A 24,005-nucleotide genomic window follows, 5' to 3' on the forward strand; every position below is an offset into this window, starting at 1 on the left:
ATGATTCCTGCACTGATGGCGCTCGCGATGGCCGCGGGCAGCCCCGCTCCTGCCGCACCCCCTGCCCCCGCCTCCGCGGTGGAAGGGATTTGGCACAATCCCAAGAACAGCGTGGCGGTGAAGACCGGTGCCTGTGGCGACAAGCTGTGCGGATGGGTGGTTCGCGCGACCGATGAAGCGCAGGCCGACGCGCGCGACGGTGGCACACCCAAGCTGATCGGCACCGCGTTGTTGCGCGAATACCGCCCGAGCGGCCGCAACACTTGGTCCGGCACGATCTTCGTACCCGACATGGGTCGCACGTTCGGCTCCACGCTGAAGCTGGTCGATGCGAACACGATTTCGGTGAAGGGGTGCCTGATCGGCGGGTTCTTCTGCAAGTCCCAGATCTGGCACCGCGGTTGACCCGATGACGACGGCTCCATGGGTCATCCGGACGCGCGACTGGATCGCGCACCGGCGGGGCATGCTGATCGCGCTGGCGGTGCTGGTCGTGGCGGTGCTCGGCTTCGCGGCGATTCACAAGCTGACCGCGGAGATCCGGCTGTCCGAAGTGCGCGCCGCGTTCTCGGCACTAGGCTGGCCACAGCTGTCGGTGTCGATCGGGCTGACCGTCATCAGTTACATCGCGCTGACCTTCTACGATACGATCGCGTTGCAGGTGATCGGCCACCCCTTGCGCTGGCGGACGGCGGCGGTGGCGTCGTTCACCAGCTACACGATCAGCCACAATCTCGGCCTCGCGATGCTCACCGGCGGATCGGCGCGCTACCGTGTCTATAGCCGCGCCGGGCTCGACGAGGCCGCCGTCGCCCGCGTCGTCCTGATCGCGGGGGTGACGTTCTGGGCGGGGGTGATCACCGTCGCGTGCCTGTCGATGGCGATCCATCCGGGGATGCTGCCGATCGTCAAGTGGACGATGCCGCCGCTGCTGGAGCGTGGCATCGGCATCGTCATTCCGCTCGTCATGCTGGGCATCGTGCTGCGCCATCGCCACGGCGGATCGATCGGGCTGCTCGGCTGGCGGTTGCCGTTGCCGAACTGGCGGCAGGCGCTGGCGCTCGTGCTGGTCTCGACGGTCGACCTCGCGGCGGCGAGCGCGGCGCTGTTCGTGCTGCTGCCGAACGCCTCGCCCGAGCTCTATCCGATGCTGTTCCTCGGCTATGCGGTCGCGATCGTCGTCGCGTTGATCAGCCATGTGCCCGGCGGGCTCGGCGTGTTCGAGGCGGTGATCATCGCGACGATGCCGCAGGACAATGCGACGATCCTCGCGGCGCTGCTCGCCTATCGCATCATCTATTACGTCGCGCCGCTGATCCTGGCCGCGGTGCTGATGGCGTTCCACGAGGGCAAGCAATGGCGGAAGCGGGGGCGCGGGCGCGGTACCGATCCGCTGGCGATCGCGCTGCCGCTCGCACCGCTGCTGCTCGGCGTACTGGTGTTCATGAGCGGTGCGATGCTGCTCGTCTCGGGTGCCCTGCCCGCCGCGCCCGGCCGCATGGACACGCTGGCGACGATCCTCCCGCTGCCGTTCAGCGAGATGGCGCACGTCGCGGCAAGCCTCGTCGGCGTCATGCTGCTGCTGGTCGCGCTCGGGCTGTACCGGCGGCTCGACGGCGCGTTCTGGGCGGCGCGGACCCTGCTCGTCGCGGGTGCGCTGCTGTCGATCGCCAAGGGCCTGGATTACGAGGAGGCGACGATCCTCCTGCTGACCGCCGCCGCGCTGCAATGGACGCGCGCGGCGTTCTACCGGCGGACGCGACTGACCGCGGAGCCATTGTCACCGGAGTGGCTGGTCGGGGTCGGCGCGGCGATCGGCCTGTCGGTGCTGATCGGGTTCTTCGCCTATCGCCATGTCGGCTATTCGAGCGACCTGTGGTGGCGGTTCGAGACCGACGCCAACGCCTCGCGTTTTCTGCGCACCAGCCTCGCGGTCGGGCTGTTGCTGATCGGTGCGGCGATCTGGCGGCTGTTCGCCGCGGCGCCGGTGCCGATGGTCCACGACATGCTGCCCGACGACGTCGCGACCGCCGCGCTCGCGCATGCCGACCGCACCGACGCGATGCTCGCCTTCACCGGCGACAAGCGCTTCCTCGTCTCGGACAGCGGCGACGCGTTCCTGATGTACCAGGTCAAGGGCGCGAGCTGGATCGTGATCGGCGACCCGGTCGGCCCGAGCGAGGCATGGTCCGAGCTGTTATGGGCGATCCGCGCCCGCGCCGACGCCGCACAGGGTCGGTTGCTGCTGTACCAGATCGGCCTCCGGATCGTGCCGATCGCGATCGAGATGGGGCTGAAGCTGGTCAAATACGGCGAAGAGGCGACGGTCGAGCTCGACGGCTTCACGCTGGCGACGCCCGAGATGCGCAGCGTCCGCAAGGCAAGCCGCGTCGCCGAACGTGCCGGTGCGCAGTTCGCCGTCGTCCCGGCCGCCGAGATGCTGGCGATCATCCCCGAATTGCAGGCGATCTCCGACTGGTGGCTGGCCGACAAGGATCACGCCGAAAAGAGCTTCAGCGTCGGCAAGTTCGAGCCCGACTATCTGGCGAAGTTCGACTGCGCGGTGGTGCGGATCGAGGGGCGCATCGTTGCCTTCGCCAATATCTGGGCGACGCGGAACAAGCAGGAACTGTCGATCGACCTCATGCGCCACGCCGAGGACATGCCGCAGGGCGGGATGGATTTCCTGTTCACGCGACTGATGCTGTGGGGTCACGAGCATGGCTATCGGCATTTCTCGCTCGGCATGGCGCCGCTGTCGGGGATCGAGGCGCGGCGGCTGTCCCCGACCTGGTCGAAGGTGGCGGCCTTCCTGTTCCGCCACGGCGAGCGCTTCTACGGGTTCGCCGGCCTGCGCGCGTACAAGGAGAAGTTCCGCCCGAACTGGACACCGCGCTATATCGCCTCGCCGGGTGGCACGTCGTTGTTACGCGGGCTGATCGATTTGCAGGCTTTGGTGAGTCGGTAAGGCTTGCTAGGGCCCCCCGCCTTGCTAGGGCAGACGAGATGAGTTTTCTCCTGGCAATCGAAGGCGCCGACGGCGCGGGCAAAGCCACCGCCTCGGCACTGGTGGTCGAGCAGTTGCGCGCCGCGGGCCGCACCGCGGACGTCGTGTCGTTCCCGCGCTATACCGAGACGGTCGGCGGCTGGGCGCTGGGCGCGATGCTGGCGGGGACACTGCCGCGCGGCACGTCGCCCAGGGCGGCGGCGGTGCTGTATGCGCTCGACCGGATGGAGTCGCGCAAGCATCTGCTGGCGACGATGGCGGCGAACGATGTGGTGGTGTTCGACCGGTATATCGCCTCGAACATGGCGTATCAGGCGGCGCAGGTTCCGGCGGATGAGGCTGACGCGATGATGGCGTGGATCGCGGATTTGGAGACGGGCTCGTTCGCGCTGCCGAAGCCTGACCTGTCGGTGTATCTCGACACGCCCGCCGACATCGCGCGTGGACTGATCATGAAGAAGCGCAAGCGGTCCTACACCGACGACGCGTTCGATGCGTACGAGGCGGATACCGGACTGCAGGATCGGGTGCGGACGAATTACACAGCGATGGCCGAGGCCGGATTGCTGGGCCGCTGGGCAACGGTGTCGACGGTCACTGACGGCGCGTCGCGCTTGCCCGCCGAGATCGCGGCGGAGATCGTCGCCCTCCTTTCCTGACGCCGCTGCCCTCCACCCCGGCGAAGGCCGGGCCCAATTGGAAAGGTCACAGTAACGGCATCCGACGCCCGCCAAGCGTCGTCCCCCAATTGGACCCCGGCCTTCGTCGGGGTGGTATGCTGTTGCGCGTGCGTGCGCGTCCGCAAATCCCTCTATCTGTTTCGAAACTTCTCGTTATGTAGCTCGCCTATATAACGAGGGGGTGACGACAATGCGGGGACATGATTTCGCGCGGCTGAGTGCCGTGCTGCTGGCGACGACGTGCCTGCCGATGATGGCAGACGCGCAGACCAGCGTCGCCGACCCGGAACAGACACGCACTGAGGGCACCACGGCCCGACCGAGCGACGACGCCGACACCTCGATGGAGGTGATTGTCACCGCCCGCCGTCGTGCCGAAAACGCGCAGAAGATTCCCGGGTCGTTGTCCGTCGTCGGTAGCGCACTGCTCGACCGGTCGTACACTGTGAACACGCAGCAACTGTCGCAACTCGTACCTGCGTTGAACTACAGCTCGGCCAATCCCCGCAACACCGCGTTCACGATCCGCGGGCTCGGCAGCAGCGTCGTCGCGGTCAGCCAGGCCAATGACGGGCTCGAACCCGGCGTCGGCTATTATGTCGACCAGGTCTATCACGCGCGCCCCGCCACCGCCGCGTTCGACTTCAGCGACATCGAGCAGGTCGAAGTCTTGCGCGGTCCGCAGGGCACGCTGTTCGGCAAGAACTCCACCGCCGGCGCGATCAACATCACGACCCGAGCGCCGACCTTCACGACGCAGGGCGAGGCCGAGATCAGCTATGCGAGCTACAACTTCCTCCAGGTGAAGGGCGCCGTCTCCGGCCCGATCCTCGGCGACACGCTCGCCGGTCGCGTGTCGGTGGTCAGCACGCGCCGCGACGGCGTGATCGACAACGTCGTCACCGGCCGCGACCAGAACACCATCGGCAACCAGGCGATCCGCGGCCAATTGCTGTTCCGTCCTTCGGAAGTGTTCCAGGTGAAGGCCAGCGCCGACTTCACCAACTTCCAGAGCAACTGCTGCACGCAAGTCTATTACAACGTCGCCACCCGCCCGACGAGCGGCGCCAGCGGTGCCGTGTTCCGTACCGCCACCCGCCAGTTCGGCGGCCCGACCGGCCTCGCCGCGCAGTTCAACTACGCACCGCCCAGCACCAATCCGTACGACCGCAAGACCGACATCGACGCGGCCTTGGGCGTCAATACCAACGAGGGCGGCGTCGGCGTGATCGCGGACTGGAACCTCGGTGGTGCGACGCTCACCTCGGTCAGCGCGTGGCGGTTCTGGAACTGGGACGCAGCGAACGACCGCGACTACACCAGCATCCCGATCCAGATCGAACAGCACATCCCCTCGCGCCAGGACCAGTACAGCCAGGAACTCCGCCTCGCCTCGAACGGCGACCACAAACTGAGCTACGTCGGCGGGCTCTATTTCTTCCGCCAGCGCGTGATCGGACGCCCGATCTCGATCTACGGCCCCGCCGCCGCCCGCTACCTGATCGGCACGACGACGGGCACGGGCGCCGCCGCAACCGCCGTCCCGAGCAACCTGCTCGACGGCTACGGCACCGACGGCCGCACCGATTTCCGGTCGGACAGCTATGCCGCGTTCGGCGAAGTGAACTGGAAGCCGGTCGATCGCCTCACCCTGACCGGCGGCCTGCGCTACACCTACGAGGAGAAGGAGGGGACGTACGACACCTTCACCTTCGGCGGTTTGCAGACGACCAACGCCGCACTGAACGCGGCCAAACTGTCGATCCTGCGCGGCCAGAACTACGCCGCCAGCGACAAGGACGGCGCACTCGCCGGCCGCGCCAACATCGCGTATCAGGCGACCGATAACGTCCTAGCCTATGCCAGCTACGCGCGTGGCGAGAAGTCGGGCGGGATCAACATGTCCGGCCTCCCGCTCAACGACCAGAACCAGCCCGCGATCGGCACCGCCGTCGTCCACCCCGAGAAGAACACCGCGTACGAGATCGGCCTGAAGACGCAGTTGTTCGACAACCGCCTGATCTTCAACGTCGACGGATACTATACGCGCGTCACCGATTTCCAGGCGAACGTCACCGACACCCGCGCCGCCGCTGCGCTGCGCACCTACCTCGCCAATATCCCGAAGGTCACCGTCCGCGGGTTCGAGGCTGACGCGACCGCACTCGTCACCCGCAACCTGTCGCTGCGCGGCAGCGTCGCCTATGCGGACGGCAAGTTCAATTCCTACCCGGCGGCCCCCTGCCCGATCGAACGGATCTTCAACACCGCGGCGTTCTGCGACCTGTCGGGCCAGCGCCTGTCGAGCCTCCCGCGGTGGTCGTACACGCTCGGCGCGGACTACAACCAGCCGATCGCGGACATCGGCAGCGGCTTCGTCCATGTCGATTCGAACACGCGCACGCGGCAGTTCGGCGATCCCTCGGGCTCGGCGTTTACGGTGATCGAAGGCTACACGATCGTCAACGGCAGCATCGGCTTCCGCTCGAAGGACGGCTGGGAACTCGCCGTGTTCTCGCGCAACCTGCTGAACAAGGACTACATCCAGAATGTGACGATCCAGGCGGGCAATTCCGGCCTGATCCTCGCCACGCCGAGCGACCCACGCACGATCGGGCTTACCTTCCGCATCCGACAGTAGGTATGAGGAGTGCCATGACGCTACCGGACCCCGCCCTCCACGCCACGATCCTGCTCGCCAAGGACCAGACCGGCCGCGTCGGCGCCGACCGGATCGCGCTGCTCCGCGCGATCCGCGACGGTGGCTCGATCACCAGCGCGGCGAAGGTCGTCGGGCTGAGCTACAAGGCGGCATGGGACGCGGTGCAGGTGATGAACAACCTGTTCGACCGCCCGCTCGTGCTCCCTGCGGCGGGCGGCAAGGACGGCGGCGCGAGCCCGATTACCGAGGCGGGCGTGGCGGTGCTCGACGGCTATGCGGTCGCGGAGGCCGAACTCGCGAGCGCGATGGCACGGATCGAGGCGAGCGTGTCGAACGGGCTGTCGCTGAAGCCTTTGCTATGGGGAATCGGAATGAAGACGAGCGCACGCAACGTGTTGCGCGGCACCGTGTCGCGCGTGACGCCGGGGACGATCGATGCCGAAGTGACGCTGGCCGTCGCCGAGGGCGTCGAGATCGTCGCGACGATCACGCGCGGCAGTGCCGAGGATCTGGGACTGGTGCCGGGCGCGACCGCGCTGGCGCTCATCAAGTCAAGCTTCGTGATCCTCGCACGCGGTGACGAGACCCTGCGGACATCGGCCCGCAACACGCTGGCGGGGACCGTTATCGCGCGCGAGGACGGCGCGATCTCCAGCGAAGTGACGCTGGAACTGACGCTCGGCAAGACGCTGACCGCGACGTTGACCAAGGAGAGTGCGGAGGCGCTCGACCTACAGATCGGCACGCGCGCACTGGCGTTGATCAAGGCCAGCCATGTGATCCTGGCGGTGGAGTAGGCCGCTCGTAGCGTAGAACTGCACCACCCCGGCGGAGGCCGGGGCCCAGTTGGGGGACGTTGCTAACCGAGCGCTGTCTTCCGTTACCGCGACCTTTCCAACTGGGCCCCGGCCTCCGCCGGGGTGGTGCCTATCAGTTTTGAACCAATCCTAACATTTCCGTCATGAACCGATTCCGCATTGCAGCATAAGTAAACGTCATTACTTAGCACGCTAATGACTTCCCCCCGCCGTGCCCTCGAATCCTCCTACGCCCGCACCCTCCTGCCGCTTGCCAGGATGTGGCGGCGGGCGGCGGATCGCGCGCTCAGCGACATGAACGTGTCCGCGTCGATCGGGTGGGCATTGGTGCAGGTCGGGCGGCTTGGCGACGACGTCCGCCAGACCGACCTCGCGAGCGAACTCGACGTCACGCAGGCGTCGCTGGTCCGCTCGATCGACCAGATGACCGCCGCCGGGCTCGTCGAGCGCCAGCGCGATCCGCAGGACGCGCGCGTCAGCCGCATCCGCCTGACCGAACACGGCCGCGCGCTCGTCACGACGATCGAGGCGAAGTTCGCGAGCCTGCGCGCGGCGATGCTCGACGACGTGCCCGACGAGGACCTCGCCACCGCGCTGCGTGTCGCCGAACGGCTCGGCGCGCGGTTCGCGGCGGATCACGCACGATGATCCTCGCGAAATTCGGCGCGAAGGAAGCGCTCTTCTCGGTCAAATGCCTGATCGCGGCGTTGCTCGCATATTATATCGCGCTGCGGATCGGGCTGACGCGGCCCTATTGGGCGGTGACGACGTCGTACATCGTCGCCCAGCCACTGGCGGGCGCGGTGCTGTCGAAAGCGGTGTTTCGGGTCGCGGGCACGGTGCTCGGCGCGATCGCTGCGGTCGTGCTGGTGCCGAACCTCGTCAACGCGCCCGAACTGCTGTCGCTGGGTCTTGCGCTCTGGCTCGGCGTCTGCCTGTACATCTCGCTGCTGGACAGGACGCCGCGCGCGTACGTGTTCCTGCTGGCCGGCTATACCGCGAGCATCATCGGCTTCCCGTCGGTGGCGGCACCGGGCGCGATCTTCACGACCGCGGCGTTGCGCGTGCAGGAGATCACGATCGGGATCCTCTGCGGCAGCCTGATCCACGGCTTCGTCTTCCCGCAGACGGTGACCGCGGCGCTGCTCGGACGGATCGACGCGATCCTCGCGGACGCCGAACGCTGGTCGCGCGATTCGCTCGCCGGTGCCTCCGATGCCAAGCTCGATCGTGACCGGCGGCGTCTCGCGCTCGACATCAACGAACTGCATCAGCTTTCCATCCACCTGCCGTTCGACACCGCGCGGCTTCTTCCGCGCGTGCGGACGCTGCGCGCGCTCCAGGCGGAACTGTCGATGCTGTTGCCGCTGGCGAGCGCGGTCGACGACCGGATCGTCGAGCTGACCCGCGGCGCCGATGCCCCCCGCCCCGAGGCGCTCGCGCTGATCGAGGACGTCCGCGAATGGCTCCGCGATCCGCCCGCGGTCGAGCGACGGGGCGCGAGCGCGGATGCGCTGATCGCCCGCGCAAAGGCACTCGAGCCGCCGGTCGGCACCACGCTGATCTGGCGCGACGCGCTGCGCCTGAGCCTGCTCGCGCGCCTTGGCGAACTGGTCGATGCGCACCGCAACGCGCGCGACCTGCGCGATCAGATGCGCTCGCCGTCGCGAACCGCGATCACCCCGGCGGTCGCCCGGCTGCTGGCCCGGACGGCACGCCGGCCGCTCCACCGCGATCGCGGCATCGCGCTGCGTGCGGCGGCGGGTACCGTCACGACGATCCTGCTCGGGTGCGCGTTCTGGATCGGCACCGGCTGGAGCGACGGCGCGGGCGCGGTGCTGATCGCGGGTGTATGCTGCGCGCTGTTCGGTAACAGCGACGATCCCGCGCCCGCGATCATGGCGTTCTTCTATGGCACGATCATCGGCCTCGTCGTCTCCGCCGTGTACGCCTTCACGATCCTGCCGCGCGTGACCGATTTCGTGACGCTGGCCGCGGTACTCGCGCCGCCGATGCTGATCGGAGGCGTGTTCCTCGCGCGCCCGTCGACCTTGCTGGTGACGCTCGGCGCGCTGCTGGGTGGGCTTAACACGGTCGGGCTCAACGACCGCTATGGCGGCGGGTTCGACACGTTCCTCAACGGCGGCATCTCGCAGCTGGTGGGCACGTTGTTCGCGGTCGTCACCGTCGGCCTGTTCCAGACGATCGGCGCGGACACCAGTGCGCGGCGGCTGATCCGCGCGGGCTGGCGCGAGCTGGCATACCGCAGCGATTCGCCCGGCCGCCCCGACGCGGCGGGCTGGATCGCGCGGATGCTCGACCGGATCGGCCTGCTCGCGCCCAGACTCGCAGCGCAAGGCGAGGATCCGGGCAAGCCGCTGCTCGATGCGTTGACCGATCTGCGCGTCGGCGTCTCGGTCGGCGAACTGCGACAGATGCGGCTGGACGGCACGGCCGACGAGGCGATGATGATCACGCCCGTGCTGCGCGGCATCGGCGCGCATTACCGCGCGCTGCGTCCCAATCAGCCTGCACCGCCCGAACCCGACCTGCTTGCCGGTATCGATGCGGCGATGACCGGGTTCGCCACGAGCACGCCCGATCGGCACCGCACCGGCGTGCTCGCGCTGACCTCGCTGCGCCGCAACCTGTTCCCGCAAGCGCCAGCCTATGGGTACGTGTCCGGAGTGGCGGCATGACCGGCGAAATCTCGATCGGCGGCGTATACCTGCCGAGCATACTGCTGCTCGCGGTTGCCGCCGTGCTCCTCACCGGCATCGCCACGCGGCTGCTCGCGTTCGCCGGTGCCTACCGCCTGGTGACGTATCGGCCGCTCGTCGACCTCGCACTGTTCTTCCTCATCCTCGGGCTGCTCGCCCTGCTCACCGGACCTTCCGCATGAACCCCCGCCTCAAGTCCCTGCTCGCCCCGCTTGGCCGCTCCGCCGTCACGATCGTCATCGTCGCGCTCGCGGTGCTGGTCGCGCTGTGGCTGTGGAAGCGGTACGAGACCGATCCGTGGACGCGCGACGGGCATATCCGCGCCGATATCGTCCGCGTGACACCCGACGTCGCGGGCCTCGTCACGCAGGTCGCGGTGCACGACAATCAGGCGGTGAAGCCCGGCGACGTGCTGTTCGTGGTCGATCGCCCGCGCTTCCAGCTGACGCTCGCGCAGTCCGATGCATCGATCGCGAGCGCACGCGCGACGCTGTTGCAGGCGCGCCGCGAAGCGCAGCGCGATCTGGCGCTCGGCGATCTGGTCGCGAAGGAGACGCACGAGCAGAACGTCGCGCGCGTCGCCACAGCATCCGCCGCACTCGCCCAGGCGCAGAGCGCACGCTCCACCGCGGCGCTAAACCTCGCGCGGACGACGGTGCGCGCGACGGTGCACGGCATCGTCACCAACCTCGATCTCCACCCTGGCGACTATATCGCGACCGGAACGCAGGCGATGGCGCTCGTCGATACCGATTCGCTCCGCGTCGAGGGCTATTTCGAAGAGACAAAGCTCGGCAGCATCCATCTCGGCGATCCGGTGATCGTCCACCTGATGGGCGAACCGCAGCCGCTGCACGGCCGCGTCGACAGCATCGCCGCGGGGATCAACGACAGCGAGCGGACGAACACGACGAACCTGCTGCCCAACGTCAACCCGACCTTCAATTGGGTGCGGCTGGCCCAGCGCATCCCGGTGCGGGTCAAGCTGACCAGCGTGCCGAAAGGGACGCAGCTGATCGTGGGCCGCACCGCAACGGTGACGGTCCAACCACGCGTTGGACCGGGGACGACGGCATGACGCTCCCCATCATCCGCCCCACCCTCTTCCGTCATCCTGACGAAAGTCAGGACCCAGGGTTACAAGAGATGTCCTGCGTGGCTCTGGATCCTGACTTTCGTCAGGATGACGGAAGAGGGGGCACTAAGCACGTCAGTCGCGGCGGTCTCGCAACGGTCATCGCCTCACTCGCGCTAGCCGCGTGCACCACCGCCGGCCCGAATTACGCCCTCCCCGAGTCCGCGGTCGTCAACCGCCCCTCCGCCCAGGGCGCATTCGACAGCGGCCACGAGAAGGCGTTCGCCGACACCCCGCTCCCCGATCACTGGTGGCAACTCTACGGCGACCCCCGCCTCGACGCGTTCGTCACCGAAGCGCTCGCCGCCAACACTGATCTCCGCGCCGCCGACGCCAACCTCCGCCGTGCCGACGCAGTCGTCGCCGAAGTCGCCGCGGGACGCACGCTGTCGACCGTCCTCGGCGGCGGCACCTCGCTCGACCGCCCGTACACGACCGGCGGCAACCTGCCCGGCACTCTCGACTACAACCTCGGCATCACGCTAGCCTATCCGCTCGACCTGTCGGGCCGCATCCGCCGCGCGATCGAGGCGGCCCAAGGCGATGCCGAGGCCGTCGCCGCCGCGCGAGACAACGTCCGCGTCACCGTCGCCGCGGAGACCGCGCGCAGCTACGCTACCGCCTGCACCGCCAACTCGGTGCTCGCCGCGAACAACCGCATCCTCGCGCTGCAACGCCAGACGCTGAACGTCACGCAACGCCTGCAACGCGGCGGGCGCGGCACCGCGTTCGACGTGACGCGCGCGAGGACCGCGGTCGACCAGAGCGAAGCGCTGATCCCGTCGCAGGTCGCGACGCGCACCGCCGCCTTGTACCGTCTCGCTACGCTGATGGGCCGCACACCCGCCGACTATCCCAAGGACGTCGCGACCTGCGCCAAGCCGCCCGCGCTCACCCGCCCGCTGCCGATCGGCGACGGGACCGCGCTGATCCTGCGCCGCCCCGATATCCGCCAGGCCGAACGCACGCTTGCCGCGGCGACCGCGCGGATCGGCGTAGCGACCGCCAACCTCTATCCGCAGGTCAGCCTCGGCGGCTCGGCCGGGTTCACCGGCCCCGTCTCGTCACTCGGCTCGACCAACGCATTCCATCTCGGGCTTGGGCCGCTGATCAGCTGGAGCTTCCCCAACCGCCCGGTCATCCGCGCGCAGATCGCGCAAGCCGGTGCCAGCGCGGATCAGGCACTGGCGCAGTTCGATTCGACTACACTCGAGGCGCTCCGCCAGACCGAGACCGCGCTCTCCGCCTATGCGCGCGAAGGCGACCGCAACGCAGCCCTGCGCCGCGCCCAGTCCAGCGCCGCGCGCGCCGCGGACCAAGCCGGCACGCTCTACCGCTTCGGCCGCACCGATTTCCTGTCGCTGCTGACCGCTCAGGCCGCGCTGACCACCGCGCAGGCCAACCTCGCCACGTCCGACGCGCTGCTGGTAGATCGCCAGGTCGACGTCTTCAAGGCACTCGGCGGGGGGTGGCAGGCATGAGGCTCCGACGGCGCGGGCTCGCCTCGATCAACAGCGAGATCCGCGACGGCATCATGCCCGCCGCCGACACCATCGCGCGCGTCGCCAAGGACCCCGACGCGTTGCCGCACACGCCGAGCAACTACCGCGTCACCGCGCTGATCATCGCCTGCGCGCTGTTCATGGAGCAGATGGACTCGACCGTGCTCGCGACCGCGCTGCCGACGATGGCGCGCGATTTCGGCGTGCCCGCGACCAGCATGAGTTCGGCGCTGACCTCGTATCTGCTGGCGCTCGCAATCTTCATTCCCGCGAGCGGGCGTCTCGCGGACCGGTTCGGCTCGCGCACGATCTTCCGCGCGGCGATCCTCATCTTCGTCGGCGGATCGATGCTGTGCGGCCAGGCGACCAGCCTGCCGTTCATGATGTTCGCGCGCTTCCTGCAAGGGCTCGGCGGCGCGATGATGATCCCGATCGGCCGCCTCGTCCTGCTCCGCAGCGTCGCCAAGGAGGATATGGTCCAGGCGATGTCGTGGCTGATCATGCCCGCGCTGATCGGTCCGATCCTGGGTCCCCCGGTCGGCGGCGCGATCGTCACCTATCTCGACTGGCGCTGGATCTTCTACCTCAACGTGCCGATCGGCCTGCTCGGGGTGGTGCTGGTGACGCGCTTCATCGGCGAGGTGCGCGAGGACAAGCCGGCGCGCTTCGACGTCCCCGGCTTCATCCTGTCGGGCGTGTCGCTCGGCTGCCTGTTGTTCGGGTTCGAGATGACCAGCCGCACCGGGGAATTGTCGCGCGCCGTCGTGCTGATCGCGGTCGGGCTGGTCGCGGGCGTGGCGTATATCCGCCACGCGAAACACCGCAGCGATCCGATCCTCGATCTGTCGCTGATGCGGATCCCGACCTTCCGCCTGTCGGTGATCGGTGGATCGCTGACGCGCATCACGCAGGGCGCGCAGCCGTTCCTGCTGCCGATGATGCTCCAATTGGGCTTCGGGATGACCGCGGCGGCGAGCGGCGCGATCACGATCGCCGGCGCGATCGGCTCGCTGGGCATGAAGGGTCTCGCCCCGCGCATCCTGCGCCGTTTCGGATTCCGCAACAGCCTGGTCGTCGGCGGACTCTGCGCGAGTTCGGGCTATGCGGTCGCCGGCCTCTTCCGCCCCGACTGGCCGATCCCCGCGATCTTTGCGGTATTGTTGGTGTCAGGCTTCGTCATGTCCTTCCAGTTCTCGGCGTACAACACGATCGCGTATGACGAGATCCCGTCGTCGCGGATGAGCAGCGCGACCAGCTTCTATGCGACGTTCCAGCAACTGATGCTGTCGCTCGGCATCTGCGTGGGGGCGGCGTCGCTGCATGTCGGCATGCTTGGCACGGGCGCGACGCGTCCGGCGCTGGCGGACTTCACGCTGGCGTTCCTGGTGGTGACCGCGGTGTCGGCGTCGGCAACGATCTGGAACCGCCGGTTCGCGGTGGATGCCGGAGCGGAACTCAGCGGGCACCGCGCGTAGCCCGTCGCAACATGCCCCCCTCCCTGAAAGGGAGGGGATGGGGGTGGGTTGGCCAGCTTGTGCCGCGACCGATCGGCGATACGGAAACCGACCCACCCCCGGCCCCTCCCTTCCAGGGAGGGGAGAAGACAGTGGGCCCGCCTTAAACCTGCGTTGCCGGCAGCGATGGCCGCGAGAGGACGGAGACGTGCTCGCCGGGCTCGACGAACATGCCGTGCGACAGCGCCCAGCGCCCCGCCTTCTCACTCGCCGTCAGCATCGTCAGGAACGGGCTGAGCAACAGACCCAGCGTCACCGGCGCAAGCCACGCCGCGGTGATCGGCGCGAACGGCGTTACCAGCAACAGCGCCCCCCCCACCCCGACATGCCAGCGATAGCGCGGCATCACGTCCGCCAGCGACAGCTCGTGTGCATCACGGTTCTGCGGCGCCCAGCCGGACTTCCGGCCCATCAGGATCCCGGCCTGATCAATCGTCTGCGTCAGCGCGATCACCGGCGCGGACAGCATCGAGAACGGCACGTCGACCAGCACCGACCGGACGATCCCGCGCCGCCCACCGAACCCCGCGCGACGCTCCGCATTCGAGAAGGCCCAGATGACGCTCAGCAGCTTCGGCCCGAACAACAACAGCAGCGTCACCGCTAGCACCTGCAGAGACGTCTGCGCCTCGACGATGTTGCGTTCGCCGATCAGCGCCTGCACCACGCTCGTCGCGATCATCAGCAGCCACACCGGCGACGTGATGAACGCCGACGCGCCCATCAGCAGTTGCAGCCGGCTGACCCAGTGGAACCCCGACGACGTCAGCAGGCTGAGATGCTGAATATTCCCCTGCGCCCAGCGCCGGTCGCGCACCGCCGCGTCGATCAGCGTCGGCGGATATTCCTCGAACGTCTCCTCGGTCATCAGCATGTGCACGCGCCAGCCACGTCGGCGCAGCAGCGCCGCCTCGACCATGTCGTGGCTCATGATGACGCCGCCGAACGGCGCGCGCCCTGGCAGGTCGGGTAACCCGCAACTCGACGCGAACGCCTCGATCCGGATCAGCGCGTTGTGGCCCCAGAAGGTCGCCTCCGAGCCCGACCACCAGACAAGGCCGGCGGTCGATATCGGGCCGTAGAGGCGGCTTGCGAACTGCATCCAGCGCTGGAACAGGGTAACCCCGTTGATCACCGCCGGCACGGTCTGAAGCAGCGCTACTGCGGGCCGCCGTTCGAGCACTTGCGCCATGCCGATGATCGTGTTGCCGCCCATCAAACTGTCCGCGTCGAGCATCAGCATGTAGCGGTAACCGCCGCCGAACCTCCGGATCCACTCCGCGACGTTGCCGGGTTTGCGCCCCACGTTCACGATGCGGCGACGATAATAGAGCGCGCAATCGAGCGTCGGCGCGAGGCGCTCCCACGCCGCGGCCTCGGCCGCCTCCGCAGCTTCGCCGGAATCGCTCAGGATGAAGATATCGAACCGGTCGGCGACACCGCCGGCGGCGATCGCGCGCGCCATCCACGCGATCCGCTCGAACACCGCATCGATATCCTCATTGTGGACCGGCATCAGGATCGCGGTGCGGCCCTCGAGCGGTTCGGACTGGCGCGGCGTCGGGACGAACCCCGGATGCCCGCCGGTCATCAACAGCACGAAGCCGATCGCTGCGTTCATGAATCCGAACGCGATCCACGCGAACAGCGGGAAGAACAGCGCGAGCAACGCCGCGTCCCAGAAGCTCAGTCCGTCGGCGAGAAGCGATTCCTGCACCGCCGACGACGCCGCGGTTGCGAGCAGCCCGGTCATCAGCACGAGGAGGATGCGGCGCGCGAGCATGTCGTCGGACGACACGACCATGCCCGGCCCGGGCTCGGGCGCGGACCAACGCGGCGGCGGGCCATCGAAACGCTGCGGGGGCATCTCGATCGGCGTTTCGTCCGGCATCATTGCGGGAAGCGCGGGCATCAGAAGATCGGGGTCAGGACGGTTTCGCTGAGCGCGCGGCCGCCACGCGTGAGGAACAGCCTGACGTCGGCGGGTCCTTGCGCATCGGGGGCCACGTCGGCGGTGACGCGCCAGCGGTTCTTCTGGCCGACGACCGGATAGGCCGCGTTGGCAAGCACCTTGCCGCGGACGACGTCGATCTTGGCATTCACGCCGCTCTGTCGATCGAGGCCGGCGAGACCGTCGCCGATGAAATCGACCACCAGCTTCCGCGCCCCTTTCACCGGCTCAGCGCCCGGTCGGCCGGCGACGCCCTGCCAGCAATCGACGACGTGCGCTGTCACGGCGACGGCGGTCGGATCGGTCGATTTCCACGACAGGTTATAGTCAAACTGCAACCGCTGCCCCGCCTTCGCTGGCGTTGCCGGAGTCCAGAACGAGACGACATTGTCGACCGTCTCGCTGTTGGTCGGGAAGGCATAGAGCATCACTGCGCCCTTGCCCCAATCTCCCTGCGGCTGGACCCACAAGTTCGGCCGGCGATCATAGAACGCGCCGTCGTCCTGGTAGTGATCGAAATTACGGTCGCGTTGGATCAGACCGAAACCCTTCGGCGCCTGGTCCGCGAAACTGTCCAGCGTATCATGCGGCGGGTTGTTGAGCGGACGCCAGATGCGTTCGCCGGCACCGGTGAGCAGCGCTAGGCCGTCCGAATCGTGGATCTCGGGCCGCCAGTCGACCGCGGCAGCGCGGTTGCCTTCGCCGTACCAGAACATGCTGGTGGCAGGTGCGACGCCGAGCCGCTCGATGTCACGGCGCACGTTGAGCACGGACGAGACCTGCTGCTCGACACCAGCGCCGGCGACGTGGCGCGACTGGATGCGGTAGGCACCGGTGACGCTGGCGCCGTCCATCAGCGCGTAGATCGTGTACGCGTCCGCGCCGGTCCGCTCGATCCAGAATTCGGTGAAGTCGGGAAATTCCTCGCGGCCGGGCAGCCCGGTGTTGATCGCGAGCCCGCGCGCGGACAGGCCATATTGGTCCTGCGCGCCGGCGGTCCGGAAATAGGAGGCGCCCTGGAACGCCATCCAGTCGCTGGTCCCGCCCGGTGCCATCGCACGGAACCCGGCGATGCCGAGCGCCGCGGCGTGGCCCTCTTCGGCCTCGAACAGGTCGCGCGAAAATTCGATGCGGTGTGCCTGACCGCCCTCAACGACGTTGATTGCGACCGGCATTGGCGCATAGCGGCCAAGTGGGAAGAGGCGGATGCCACCGGCGAGCGTCTTGTCCGCGCGGAAGCGGATGCTGCCGACCTTGTCGTAATCGATCGCGGCGGCGGCTGCGACCTTGGCCGGGGCCGCGTATGGCTTGGTGGCGAGCGTCGCGGCGCGCTGCTGGAGCGCGTCCCAAGAGAACGGCTCCGCCTTGCGAGGCGCTGCACGCATCGCGGCGGCGGCCTGTGGGAGGACACCCAACAGACTCAGCGCGGTTACTACTTCGCGTCGACCGATCATGCAGAGCGCTCCCTCGTCGTCATCATGCTGCAATGCGGTAGCATAGTGACGGCGCACGCGCGCGTCGACAGGTCCCGCCGCGGGCGCAGCCTATCGCGCGCGTTGCCAGCGAGCGCTAATGCTGACCGGGTCGTGGATGTGTCCGCCAACGACCACCAGCATCGCGCCGGCACTCGCGCAGACGAAACCAATCGTGGCGAGCACGAACGCGAGTGGGCCAGTTTGTGGTTGAAGACGGGAGAGTGTGTGGATCGCGATTAGGGCGATTGCGAGTGACAGGATTCCGCTGGCGCGGAGGCTCAGGTCAGTGCGGAGGTGGCGGGCGTCGGTCATGCGACACGTCAGCTATCGCCTGCGCATATGCGTTCGAGATCGATAACGAGGGGAGCCATAGTGTTTACATAGTGCGCAACCCCGTCATCCCGGCGAAAGCCGGCACCTCGCGCGGCAGGGGCGACCTGCGGTGGAGAAACACACTAATATTCCCGGTTCAGGCGTCGACCAACAGTCTGTACCCGATCCCGAGTTCGTTCGCGATGACCGTGCCGACTCCCCCCGTCCCCTCCAGCTTCTGCCGCAAATTACGCACGACGATGCGGAGATATTCGATCCGCCGGTCGTGATCGGTCGGCCACGCCGCCTCCAGGATCCGCTGATGCGTCACCACCCGCCCCGGATGCGCCGCGAGCGCAGACAGCACATCGAACTCCTTCCGCGTCAGATGCGCCTCCTCGTTCCCGCGCCGGACTAGGCGATGCTCGAAATCAATCTCCACCCCATGCGCGCGCAGGACCGTCGGCCGAGACGTCGCCTCCCCTCGCCCGCGCAGCGCGACGCGGAGGCGGGCGAGCAACTCCTCCGTATCGAACGGCTTGGTCACGTAATCCTCGGCCCCCAGATCGAGCGCAGCGACCTTCTGATCGGTCGCCTCGCGTGCGGAGACGATGAGGATGATCGGATCGCCGAGCTTCTTCAGCAGCGGCACCAATTCGAGCCCGTCACGGTCGGGCAACCCCAAGTCGAGCAGTACCGCGGTCAACGGCCGGCTCGCCGCAATCCGCAGCGCCTCGCGCGCGTCGACCGCCTCCTCGACGCCATAGCCCGCGCGTTCGAGGGTGTTCTTCAACAGGCGGCGGATGTGCAGTTCGTCGTCCACTATCAGGACCGTTTGTGCGCTCATATGTTCGCTCCATCGGTGTCGCGGACGAGCAGGGCCACGGGAAAGCACAGGCTGAACCGTGCGCCGGTCAGGTCTTCGCGGTTGCTGGCTTCGACGGTCATACCCATCGCTTCGGCGAACGCTTTCACGATCGCAAGCCCGAGCCCGGTGCCGCCGATCGCGCGGTCGGAGCCTTCGAGGCGGCGGAACGTCTCGAACACTTCCTTCTCGCGGCCGGGTGGCAAACCGGGTCCCTGATCGATCACCGACAGCCGGAGCAGTCCGAAGCGGTGTTCTGCACGGACGACGATCAGCGTACCGGGATCGGCATAGCGCCCCGCATTGTCGAGCAGGTTGAGCAGGCAATGGTGCAGCAGTTGCGGATCGACGCGGACCAGCGGCAGGTTGGGCGCGACGTCGAGTTCGATCGCATGGCCCTCGAGCACGCGCTTCGTGTCGTGCACCGCGCCCGCCACCGCATCGGTGAGGTCGGTCGGCTCGAGCCGCAACCGGAGCGCCCCCGCCTCGACGCGCGCCATGTCGAGCAGGTTGCCGACGAAGCGGTTGAGCCGCGCCGCCTCGGTCTCGATCGTGTCGATCAGCTCTGGCGTGACGCCGCGGTGCAACTCGGCGGCCGCCGCCATCACCGAGGTCAGCGGCGTACGCAAATCGTGGCTGACCGACGACAGCAACGCCTGCCGCAACCGATCACGCTCGCGCACCGCATCGACATCGCGCATCTCCACCTCGAGCCGCGCGCGTTCGAGCACCAGCGACGCCTGGTCGACCAGGCTCATCAGCAGCGGCAACTGGTCCGACCGCACCGGATCGCCACCCGCCTCGCGAGCCAGCCCGAGCACCGCCAGTGTCCGCTCGCCCGAGCGAAGCGGCTGGAAAAACCACTCCGACGCCGCCAGCGTGCTCGACCCACGCCCCGCCGGCGTGCCCGTATCATAGGCCCATTGCGCGGCCGCCATCTCCATCGTCTCGAGCCGATAGTCCACGCCGTTCGCAGCCTGAACCGCAAGGCCTGGATCTTCCGCGACGAGGATGACGGAACGCACGCCGAAAAGCCTGCCGATTTCCTCGCAGATCGCGCGGGCTAGCGCGACCGGCTCGTTGAGCGAGGTCAGTTGGCGCAGGAAGCCGGCGAGCGCGGCGTTGGTGCGCGCGCTGGCGGCGGCGATATCGGCCTGCGCGCGGACCCGCGACGTGAGCTGGCTCGTCACGAACGCGATGCCGAGCAGCACGAGGATCGAGATCACGTTCTCGGGATTGTTGATCGTCAGCGTGCCGGTCGGCGGCAGGAAGAAGAAGTTGTACGCGATTGACGAAACCACGCCTGCGAACAGCCCGGTGCGCAGGCCGAACAGGCTCGCCGCAGCCATCACTGGCAGCAAATAGAGCAGCGCAACGTTGCCGAGGTTGAGGATGTGGAACAGCGCGCTCGCCACACCGGTGACACCCGCGACCATCGCCGTCGTCCAGGCGTAGCCAGACTTACTGCCCCAACCGCCGGTCCGCACGCGCGTCCCTCGGGGCGCGGTGGGTGGGTCCATCGGCAAGACGTGGACGGCGATCCCCGGCGACTCGCGAACCATCTGGTCGACGACCGAGCCGTGACGCAGTTCGAACCAGCGCGAGCGGGTGGACTTGCCGACGACCAGCTGCGTCGCGCGCGCCTCGGTCGTGAAGGTCTTGAGGCCGTCGACCACCGACGTCGCGGGGACGGTCGCGACGTCGCCACCGAGTTGCGTCGCAAGATTGAAGACCGCGGCGAGCTGGCGGTGCTCGGGCTCGCCGAAGGTCTGCGCGCGCGGCGTTTCAATATATACCGCAGTCCAGGGCGCGTGCATCGCGTCGGCGATCCGCTTGGTCGCGCGGACGAGGCCCATTGCGCCGGGCAGTTCGCTGATCGCGACGACGATCCGCTCGCCGCCCGCCCAGGTGCCGCCGACGCCGAGTGCGCGGACGTGTTCGAGCATCTGCGCGTCGACGGCTTGCGCGGCGCGACGGAGTGCGAGTTCGCGCAGGGCCGACAGGTTCGACTTGGAAAAGAAGTGCGCGAGGGCGCGGGTGGCTTCGTGGGGGAGATAGACCTTGCCCGCCTTCAGGCGTTCGATCAGTTCGTCGGGCGGGATGTCGACGACTTCGATCTCGGCCGCCTCGACGATGCTGTCGGGAACGGTCTCGCGAACGCGGACGCGGGTGAACGAGGCGACGACGTCGTTCAGGCTCTCGATGTGCTGGATGTTGATCGTCGAATAGACGTCGATGCCGGCCGCGAGCAGTTCCTCGACGTCCTGATAGCGTTTCGGGTGACGGCTGCCGGGCGCATTGGTGTGGGCGAGTTCATCGACAAGAACGAGCGTCGGCGCGCGTTCGAGGATGGCGTCGAGGTCCATCTCGTCCAGCGTGCGGCCTTCGTAGGGGATGGCTTTGCGCGGGACGATCTCGTGGCCCCGCGTGAGCGCTTCGGTTTCGACGCGACCGTGCGTTTCGACCACGCCGATGACGACGTCGACCCCGGCGCGGCGACGTTCCGCGCCTTCGGAGAGCATCTCGTACGTCTTGCCGACACCGGGCGCGGCGCCGAGGAAGATCTTCAGACGGCCGCGACCCTCCTGCGACGCCTGTCGCAGAAGGGCCTCGGGGGATGGTCGCGTGTCGTCGTTCAACGCGTTGCGTCGAGGGCGCGGTTGAGGGCGAAGACGTTGACGCGTGGCTCGCCGAGGATGCCGAGCAGAGGGCCGTCGACGTTGGCGGTGACCAGCGCGCGGACCTTGTCGGCGGGGAGGCCGCGGGTGCGGGCGACGCGGGCGACCTGTGCATAGGCCGAGGCTGGCGACAGGTCGGGGTCGAGACCAGAGCCAGATGCGGTGGCAAGGTCGGCCGGGAGTGGTCCGGTTACGTCTTCGGCGCGGCGCTTGGCGACATCGGCCTTGGTGCGATCGACGAGCGCCTGGCTGGTCGGGCCGTAGTTCGAGCCCGACGAGGCCAGGCCGTCATATGCCTTGCCCGCTGCAGACGGACGCGTCTGGAAATAGCGGTCGGTGGTGAAGGCCTGCCCGACGACGGTCGAGCCGATCGCCTTGCCGTTGGCCATGACGAGGCTGCCGTTCGCTTGGGCGGGGAAGATGGCCTGTCCGATCCCGGTCATGGCGAGGGGATAGACGATCCCGAGGAGCAGCGCGAACAGGATCGTCATGACGAACGCCGGACGAAGGGCGGAGGTGAAATCGGAGGTCATTGGATGCTTCCTTCTGCCGTCACCCCAGCGAACGCCGGGGTATCGTGCCGCGCACGGCGCACTTCGGGGAGGGAGACCCCAGCTTTCGCTGGGGTGACGGGGGTGGGTTGGCGGATCATCATGCGAGGCCCAGCGCACCGACCAGAAGGTCGATCAGCTTGATCCCCACGAACGGCGCGATCAGGCCGCCCAGACCATACACCGCCAGGTTGCGCGCAAGCAGTGGCCCCGCGGCCATCGGTTTGTACGCCACGCCCTTGAGCGCGAGCGGCACCAGCATCGGGATGATGATCGCGTTGAAGATGATCGCCGACAGGATCGCGCTTTCCGGCGAACCCAGCCGCATCACGTTGAGCACGCCCAGCCCTGGATAGAGCGCGACGAACATCGCCGGTATGATCGCGAAATACTTCGCCACGTCGTTCGCCACGGAGAAGGTGGTCAGCGCACCGCGGGTCATCAGGAGTTGCTTGCCGAGGCCGACGATCTCGATCAGCTTGGTCGGGTCGCTGTCGAGGTCGACCATGTTGCCCGCCTCGCGCGCGGCCTGCGTGCCGGTGTTCATCGCCACGCCGACGTCGGCCTGAGCCAAGGCTGGGGCATCGTTGGTGCCGTCGCCGCACATCGCGACCAGCCGCCCGCCCTGCTGTTCCTTGCGGATCAGGTCGAGCTTGTCCTCCGGCGTCGCCTGCGCGAGGAAATCGTCGACGCCTGCTTCGGCCGCGATCGCAGCGGCGGTAAGCGGGTTGTCGCCGGTGATCATCACCGTGCGGATGCCCATCGCCCGCAACTCGCCGAAGCGTTCGCGAATGCCCGCCTTGACGACGTCCTTGAGGAAGATCGCACCGAGCAGACGGCCATCGCGCGCAACTGCCAGCGGCGTACCGCCGGCGCGGGCGATCTCGTCGGTGATCCGGCGCAGTTCGGTCGCGGCGGCGGTCGCCCCCGCCCCCGGATTGGCCTTGAGGATCGAGTCCACGGCCCCCTTCTGGATCAGCGAACCACCGACGATCACGCCCGAGATCCGCGTCTGCGCGGTGAACGGGATGACCTCCGCATCACCCGGCAGTTCGCTGGTCGTCACGCCGAACTTCGCGCGCGCGAGGACGACGATCGAGCGGCCCTCGGGCGTTTCGTCGGCAAGGCTCGCCAGCAACGCCGCCTCCGCCAGATCCTCGTCGCGCGTGCCGCCCACAGAGCGGAACTCGCTCGCCTGACGGTCGCCGATCGTGATCGTGCCGGTCTTGTCGAGCAGCAGCACGTCGATATCGCCCGCCGCCTCGACCGCACGCCCCGACTTCGCCAGCACGTTGAAGCGTACCAGTCGGTCCATGCCCGCGATCCCGATCGCCGACAGCAACGCAGCGATCGTCGTTGGGATCAGCGTGATGAGTAGCGCCGCGAGGATCGCGACCGGCACGCGGCCGCCTGCATAGCTGGCGAACCCTGGGATCGTGCCGACCGCGATCAGGAAGATGATCGTCAGGCCGACGAGCAGCAGCGTCAGCGCGATCTCGTTCGGCGTTTTCTGCCGCTCAGCGCCCTCGACGAGTGCGATCATGCGGTCGAGAAAGCCCTCCCCGGGATTGGCGGTGACCTTGACGCGGATCTCGTCGGAGATGACGCGCGTGCCCGCGGTCACCGCCGAGCGGTCGCCGCCCGCCTCGCGGATCACCGGCGCGCTCTCGCCCGTGATTGCCGCTTCGTTGACGGAGGCCACGCCCCAGACGACTTCGCCGTCGGCGGGGATCAGGTCGCCCATCGTCACCAGGACGATGTCGCCCGCGCGGAGCATGCTGGCGGGGACGGACTCGACCTGGTTCCCCTTCATGCGGCGGGCGGTCAGCTCGGCCTTAGTCGCGCGCAACGACGCGGCCTGTGCCTTGCCGCGCCCTTCGGCGAGCGCTTCGGCGAAGGTGCCGAACAGCACGGTCAGCCACAGCCAGATCACCAGCTGGATCTTGAAGCCGACCGACAGCCCGTCGCCGCCGACGTTGACGAGGATCGTCAACAGCGTGGCGACGACCGCGGTGACGAACATCACCGGGTTGCGGATCAACTGCCGCGGATCGAGCTTGCGGAAAGCATCGCCGATCGCGGGAACGATCAAGTCGGCCGTGAACAGCGACTTGGTAGGGGTGCGTGCCATTTTG

Annotated in this window: 17 protein-coding genes; 11 read left to right on the forward strand and 6 right to left on the reverse strand. The window is 68.0% G+C overall.

What is annotated here, in order from left to right:
* The 11 genes from IFT67_RS07115 (at position 1) to IFT67_RS07165 (ending at position 13,999) form a co-directional block, all read left to right on the forward strand.
* Entirely contained in the window at positions 1–405 is a 405-nt protein-coding gene (locus tag IFT67_RS07115) for a DUF2147 domain-containing protein (RefSeq protein WP_192975051.1), read from the forward strand.
* A 4-nt stretch (positions 406–409) separates the two neighbouring features.
* A complete protein-coding gene (gene mprF, locus IFT67_RS07120; protein ID WP_244647192.1) occupies positions 410–2,968 on the forward strand; it encodes a bifunctional lysylphosphatidylglycerol flippase/synthetase MprF in 2,559 nt (852 codons plus the stop codon).
* Between the two features lie 38 nt (positions 2,969–3,006).
* Positions 3,007–3,666 (forward strand): dTMP kinase, encoded by a 660-nt coding sequence (locus tag IFT67_RS07125; protein WP_192145827.1) that lies wholly within the window; start codon positions 3,007–3,009, stop codon positions 3,664–3,666.
* A gap of 211 nt (positions 3,667–3,877) precedes the next feature.
* On the forward strand, positions 3,878–6,328 hold the full coding sequence (locus tag IFT67_RS07130) for a TonB-dependent receptor (RefSeq protein ID WP_192146575.1): 2,451 nt from the start codon (positions 3,878–3,880) through the stop codon (positions 6,326–6,328).
* Positions 6,329–6,342: 14 nt separating this feature from the next.
* A complete protein-coding gene (gene modE / locus IFT67_RS07135) occupies positions 6,343–7,146 on the forward strand; it encodes a molybdenum-dependent transcriptional regulator ModE (RefSeq protein WP_192145829.1) in 804 nt (267 codons plus the stop codon).
* Between the two features lie 216 nt (positions 7,147–7,362).
* The gene (locus tag IFT67_RS07140; protein ID WP_192145831.1) at positions 7,363–7,815 is read left to right on the forward strand and encodes a MarR family winged helix-turn-helix transcriptional regulator; all 453 of its coding nucleotides are present in this window, start codon (positions 7,363–7,365) and stop codon (positions 7,813–7,815) included.
* On the forward strand, positions 7,812–9,866 hold the full coding sequence (locus tag IFT67_RS07145; protein ID WP_192145832.1) for an FUSC family protein: 2,055 nt from the start codon (positions 7,812–7,814) through the stop codon (positions 9,864–9,866). Before IFT67_RS07140 ends, IFT67_RS07145 begins: the two co-directional genes overlap by 4 nt.
* Positions 9,863–10,069, forward strand: coding sequence for a DUF1656 domain-containing protein (locus IFT67_RS07150; RefSeq protein WP_107963792.1), 207 nt, complete (start codon positions 9,863–9,865; stop codon positions 10,067–10,069). Before IFT67_RS07145 ends, IFT67_RS07150 begins: the two co-directional genes overlap by 4 nt.
* Complete coding sequence (locus IFT67_RS07155; RefSeq protein WP_192145834.1) at positions 10,066–10,965, forward strand: efflux RND transporter periplasmic adaptor subunit; 900 nt, start codon at positions 10,066–10,068, stop codon at positions 10,963–10,965. The genes IFT67_RS07150 and IFT67_RS07155 overlap by 4 nt, the downstream gene beginning before the upstream one ends.
* Before the next feature lie 158 nt (positions 10,966–11,123).
* Positions 11,124–12,503 (forward strand): efflux transporter outer membrane subunit, encoded by a 1,380-nt coding sequence (locus IFT67_RS07160; RefSeq protein WP_342450594.1) that lies wholly within the window; start codon positions 11,124–11,126, stop codon positions 12,501–12,503.
* The gene (locus tag IFT67_RS07165) at positions 12,500–13,999 is read left to right on the forward strand and encodes a DHA2 family efflux MFS transporter permease subunit (protein ID WP_192145838.1); all 1,500 of its coding nucleotides are present in this window, start codon (positions 12,500–12,502) and stop codon (positions 13,997–13,999) included. The genes IFT67_RS07160 and IFT67_RS07165 overlap by 4 nt, the downstream gene beginning before the upstream one ends.
* A gap of 142 nt (positions 14,000–14,141) precedes the next feature.
* Here the strand turns inward: IFT67_RS07165 and mdoH are convergent, their stop codons facing one another.
* The 6 genes from mdoH to kdpB form a co-directional block, all read right to left on the reverse strand.
* Positions 14,142–15,950, reverse strand: a complete 1,809-nt coding sequence (gene mdoH, locus IFT67_RS07170) for a glucans biosynthesis glucosyltransferase MdoH (RefSeq protein ID WP_244647193.1) — start codon at positions 15,948–15,950, stop codon at positions 14,142–14,144.
* Positions 15,950–17,443 carry an OpgD/OpgG family glucan biosynthesis protein gene (locus IFT67_RS07175; protein ID WP_192145840.1) on the reverse strand — a complete coding sequence of 498 codons (1,494 nt, stop codon included), beginning with the start codon at positions 17,441–17,443 and terminating at the stop codon, positions 15,950–15,952. Before IFT67_RS07175 ends, mdoH begins: the two co-directional genes overlap by 1 nt.
* A gap of 490 nt (positions 17,444–17,933) precedes the next feature.
* A complete protein-coding gene (locus tag IFT67_RS07180) occupies positions 17,934–18,623 on the reverse strand; it encodes a response regulator transcription factor (RefSeq protein WP_192145842.1) in 690 nt (229 codons plus the stop codon).
* Positions 18,620–21,280, reverse strand: a complete 2,661-nt coding sequence (locus IFT67_RS07185; protein WP_192145843.1) for a DUF4118 domain-containing protein — start codon at positions 21,278–21,280, stop codon at positions 18,620–18,622. The genes IFT67_RS07180 and IFT67_RS07185 overlap by 4 nt, the downstream gene beginning before the upstream one ends.
* Positions 21,277–21,852 (reverse strand): potassium-transporting ATPase subunit KdpC, encoded by a 576-nt coding sequence (gene kdpC, locus IFT67_RS07190; RefSeq protein WP_192145845.1) that lies wholly within the window; start codon positions 21,850–21,852, stop codon positions 21,277–21,279. The genes IFT67_RS07185 and kdpC overlap by 4 nt, the downstream gene beginning before the upstream one ends.
* 118 nt (positions 21,853–21,970) lie before the next feature.
* On the reverse strand, positions 21,971–24,001 hold the full coding sequence (gene kdpB / locus IFT67_RS07195; RefSeq protein ID WP_192145847.1) for a potassium-transporting ATPase subunit KdpB: 2,031 nt from the start codon (positions 23,999–24,001) through the stop codon (positions 21,971–21,973).
* Between the last annotated feature and the right edge of the window lie 4 nt (positions 24,002–24,005).

Origin of the sequence: Sphingomonas sp. CFBP 13728 (assembly GCF_014841895.1) — a bacterium.
In the GTDB taxonomy this organism is placed as follows: Bacteria; Pseudomonadota; Alphaproteobacteria; order Sphingomonadales; family Sphingomonadaceae; genus Sphingomonas.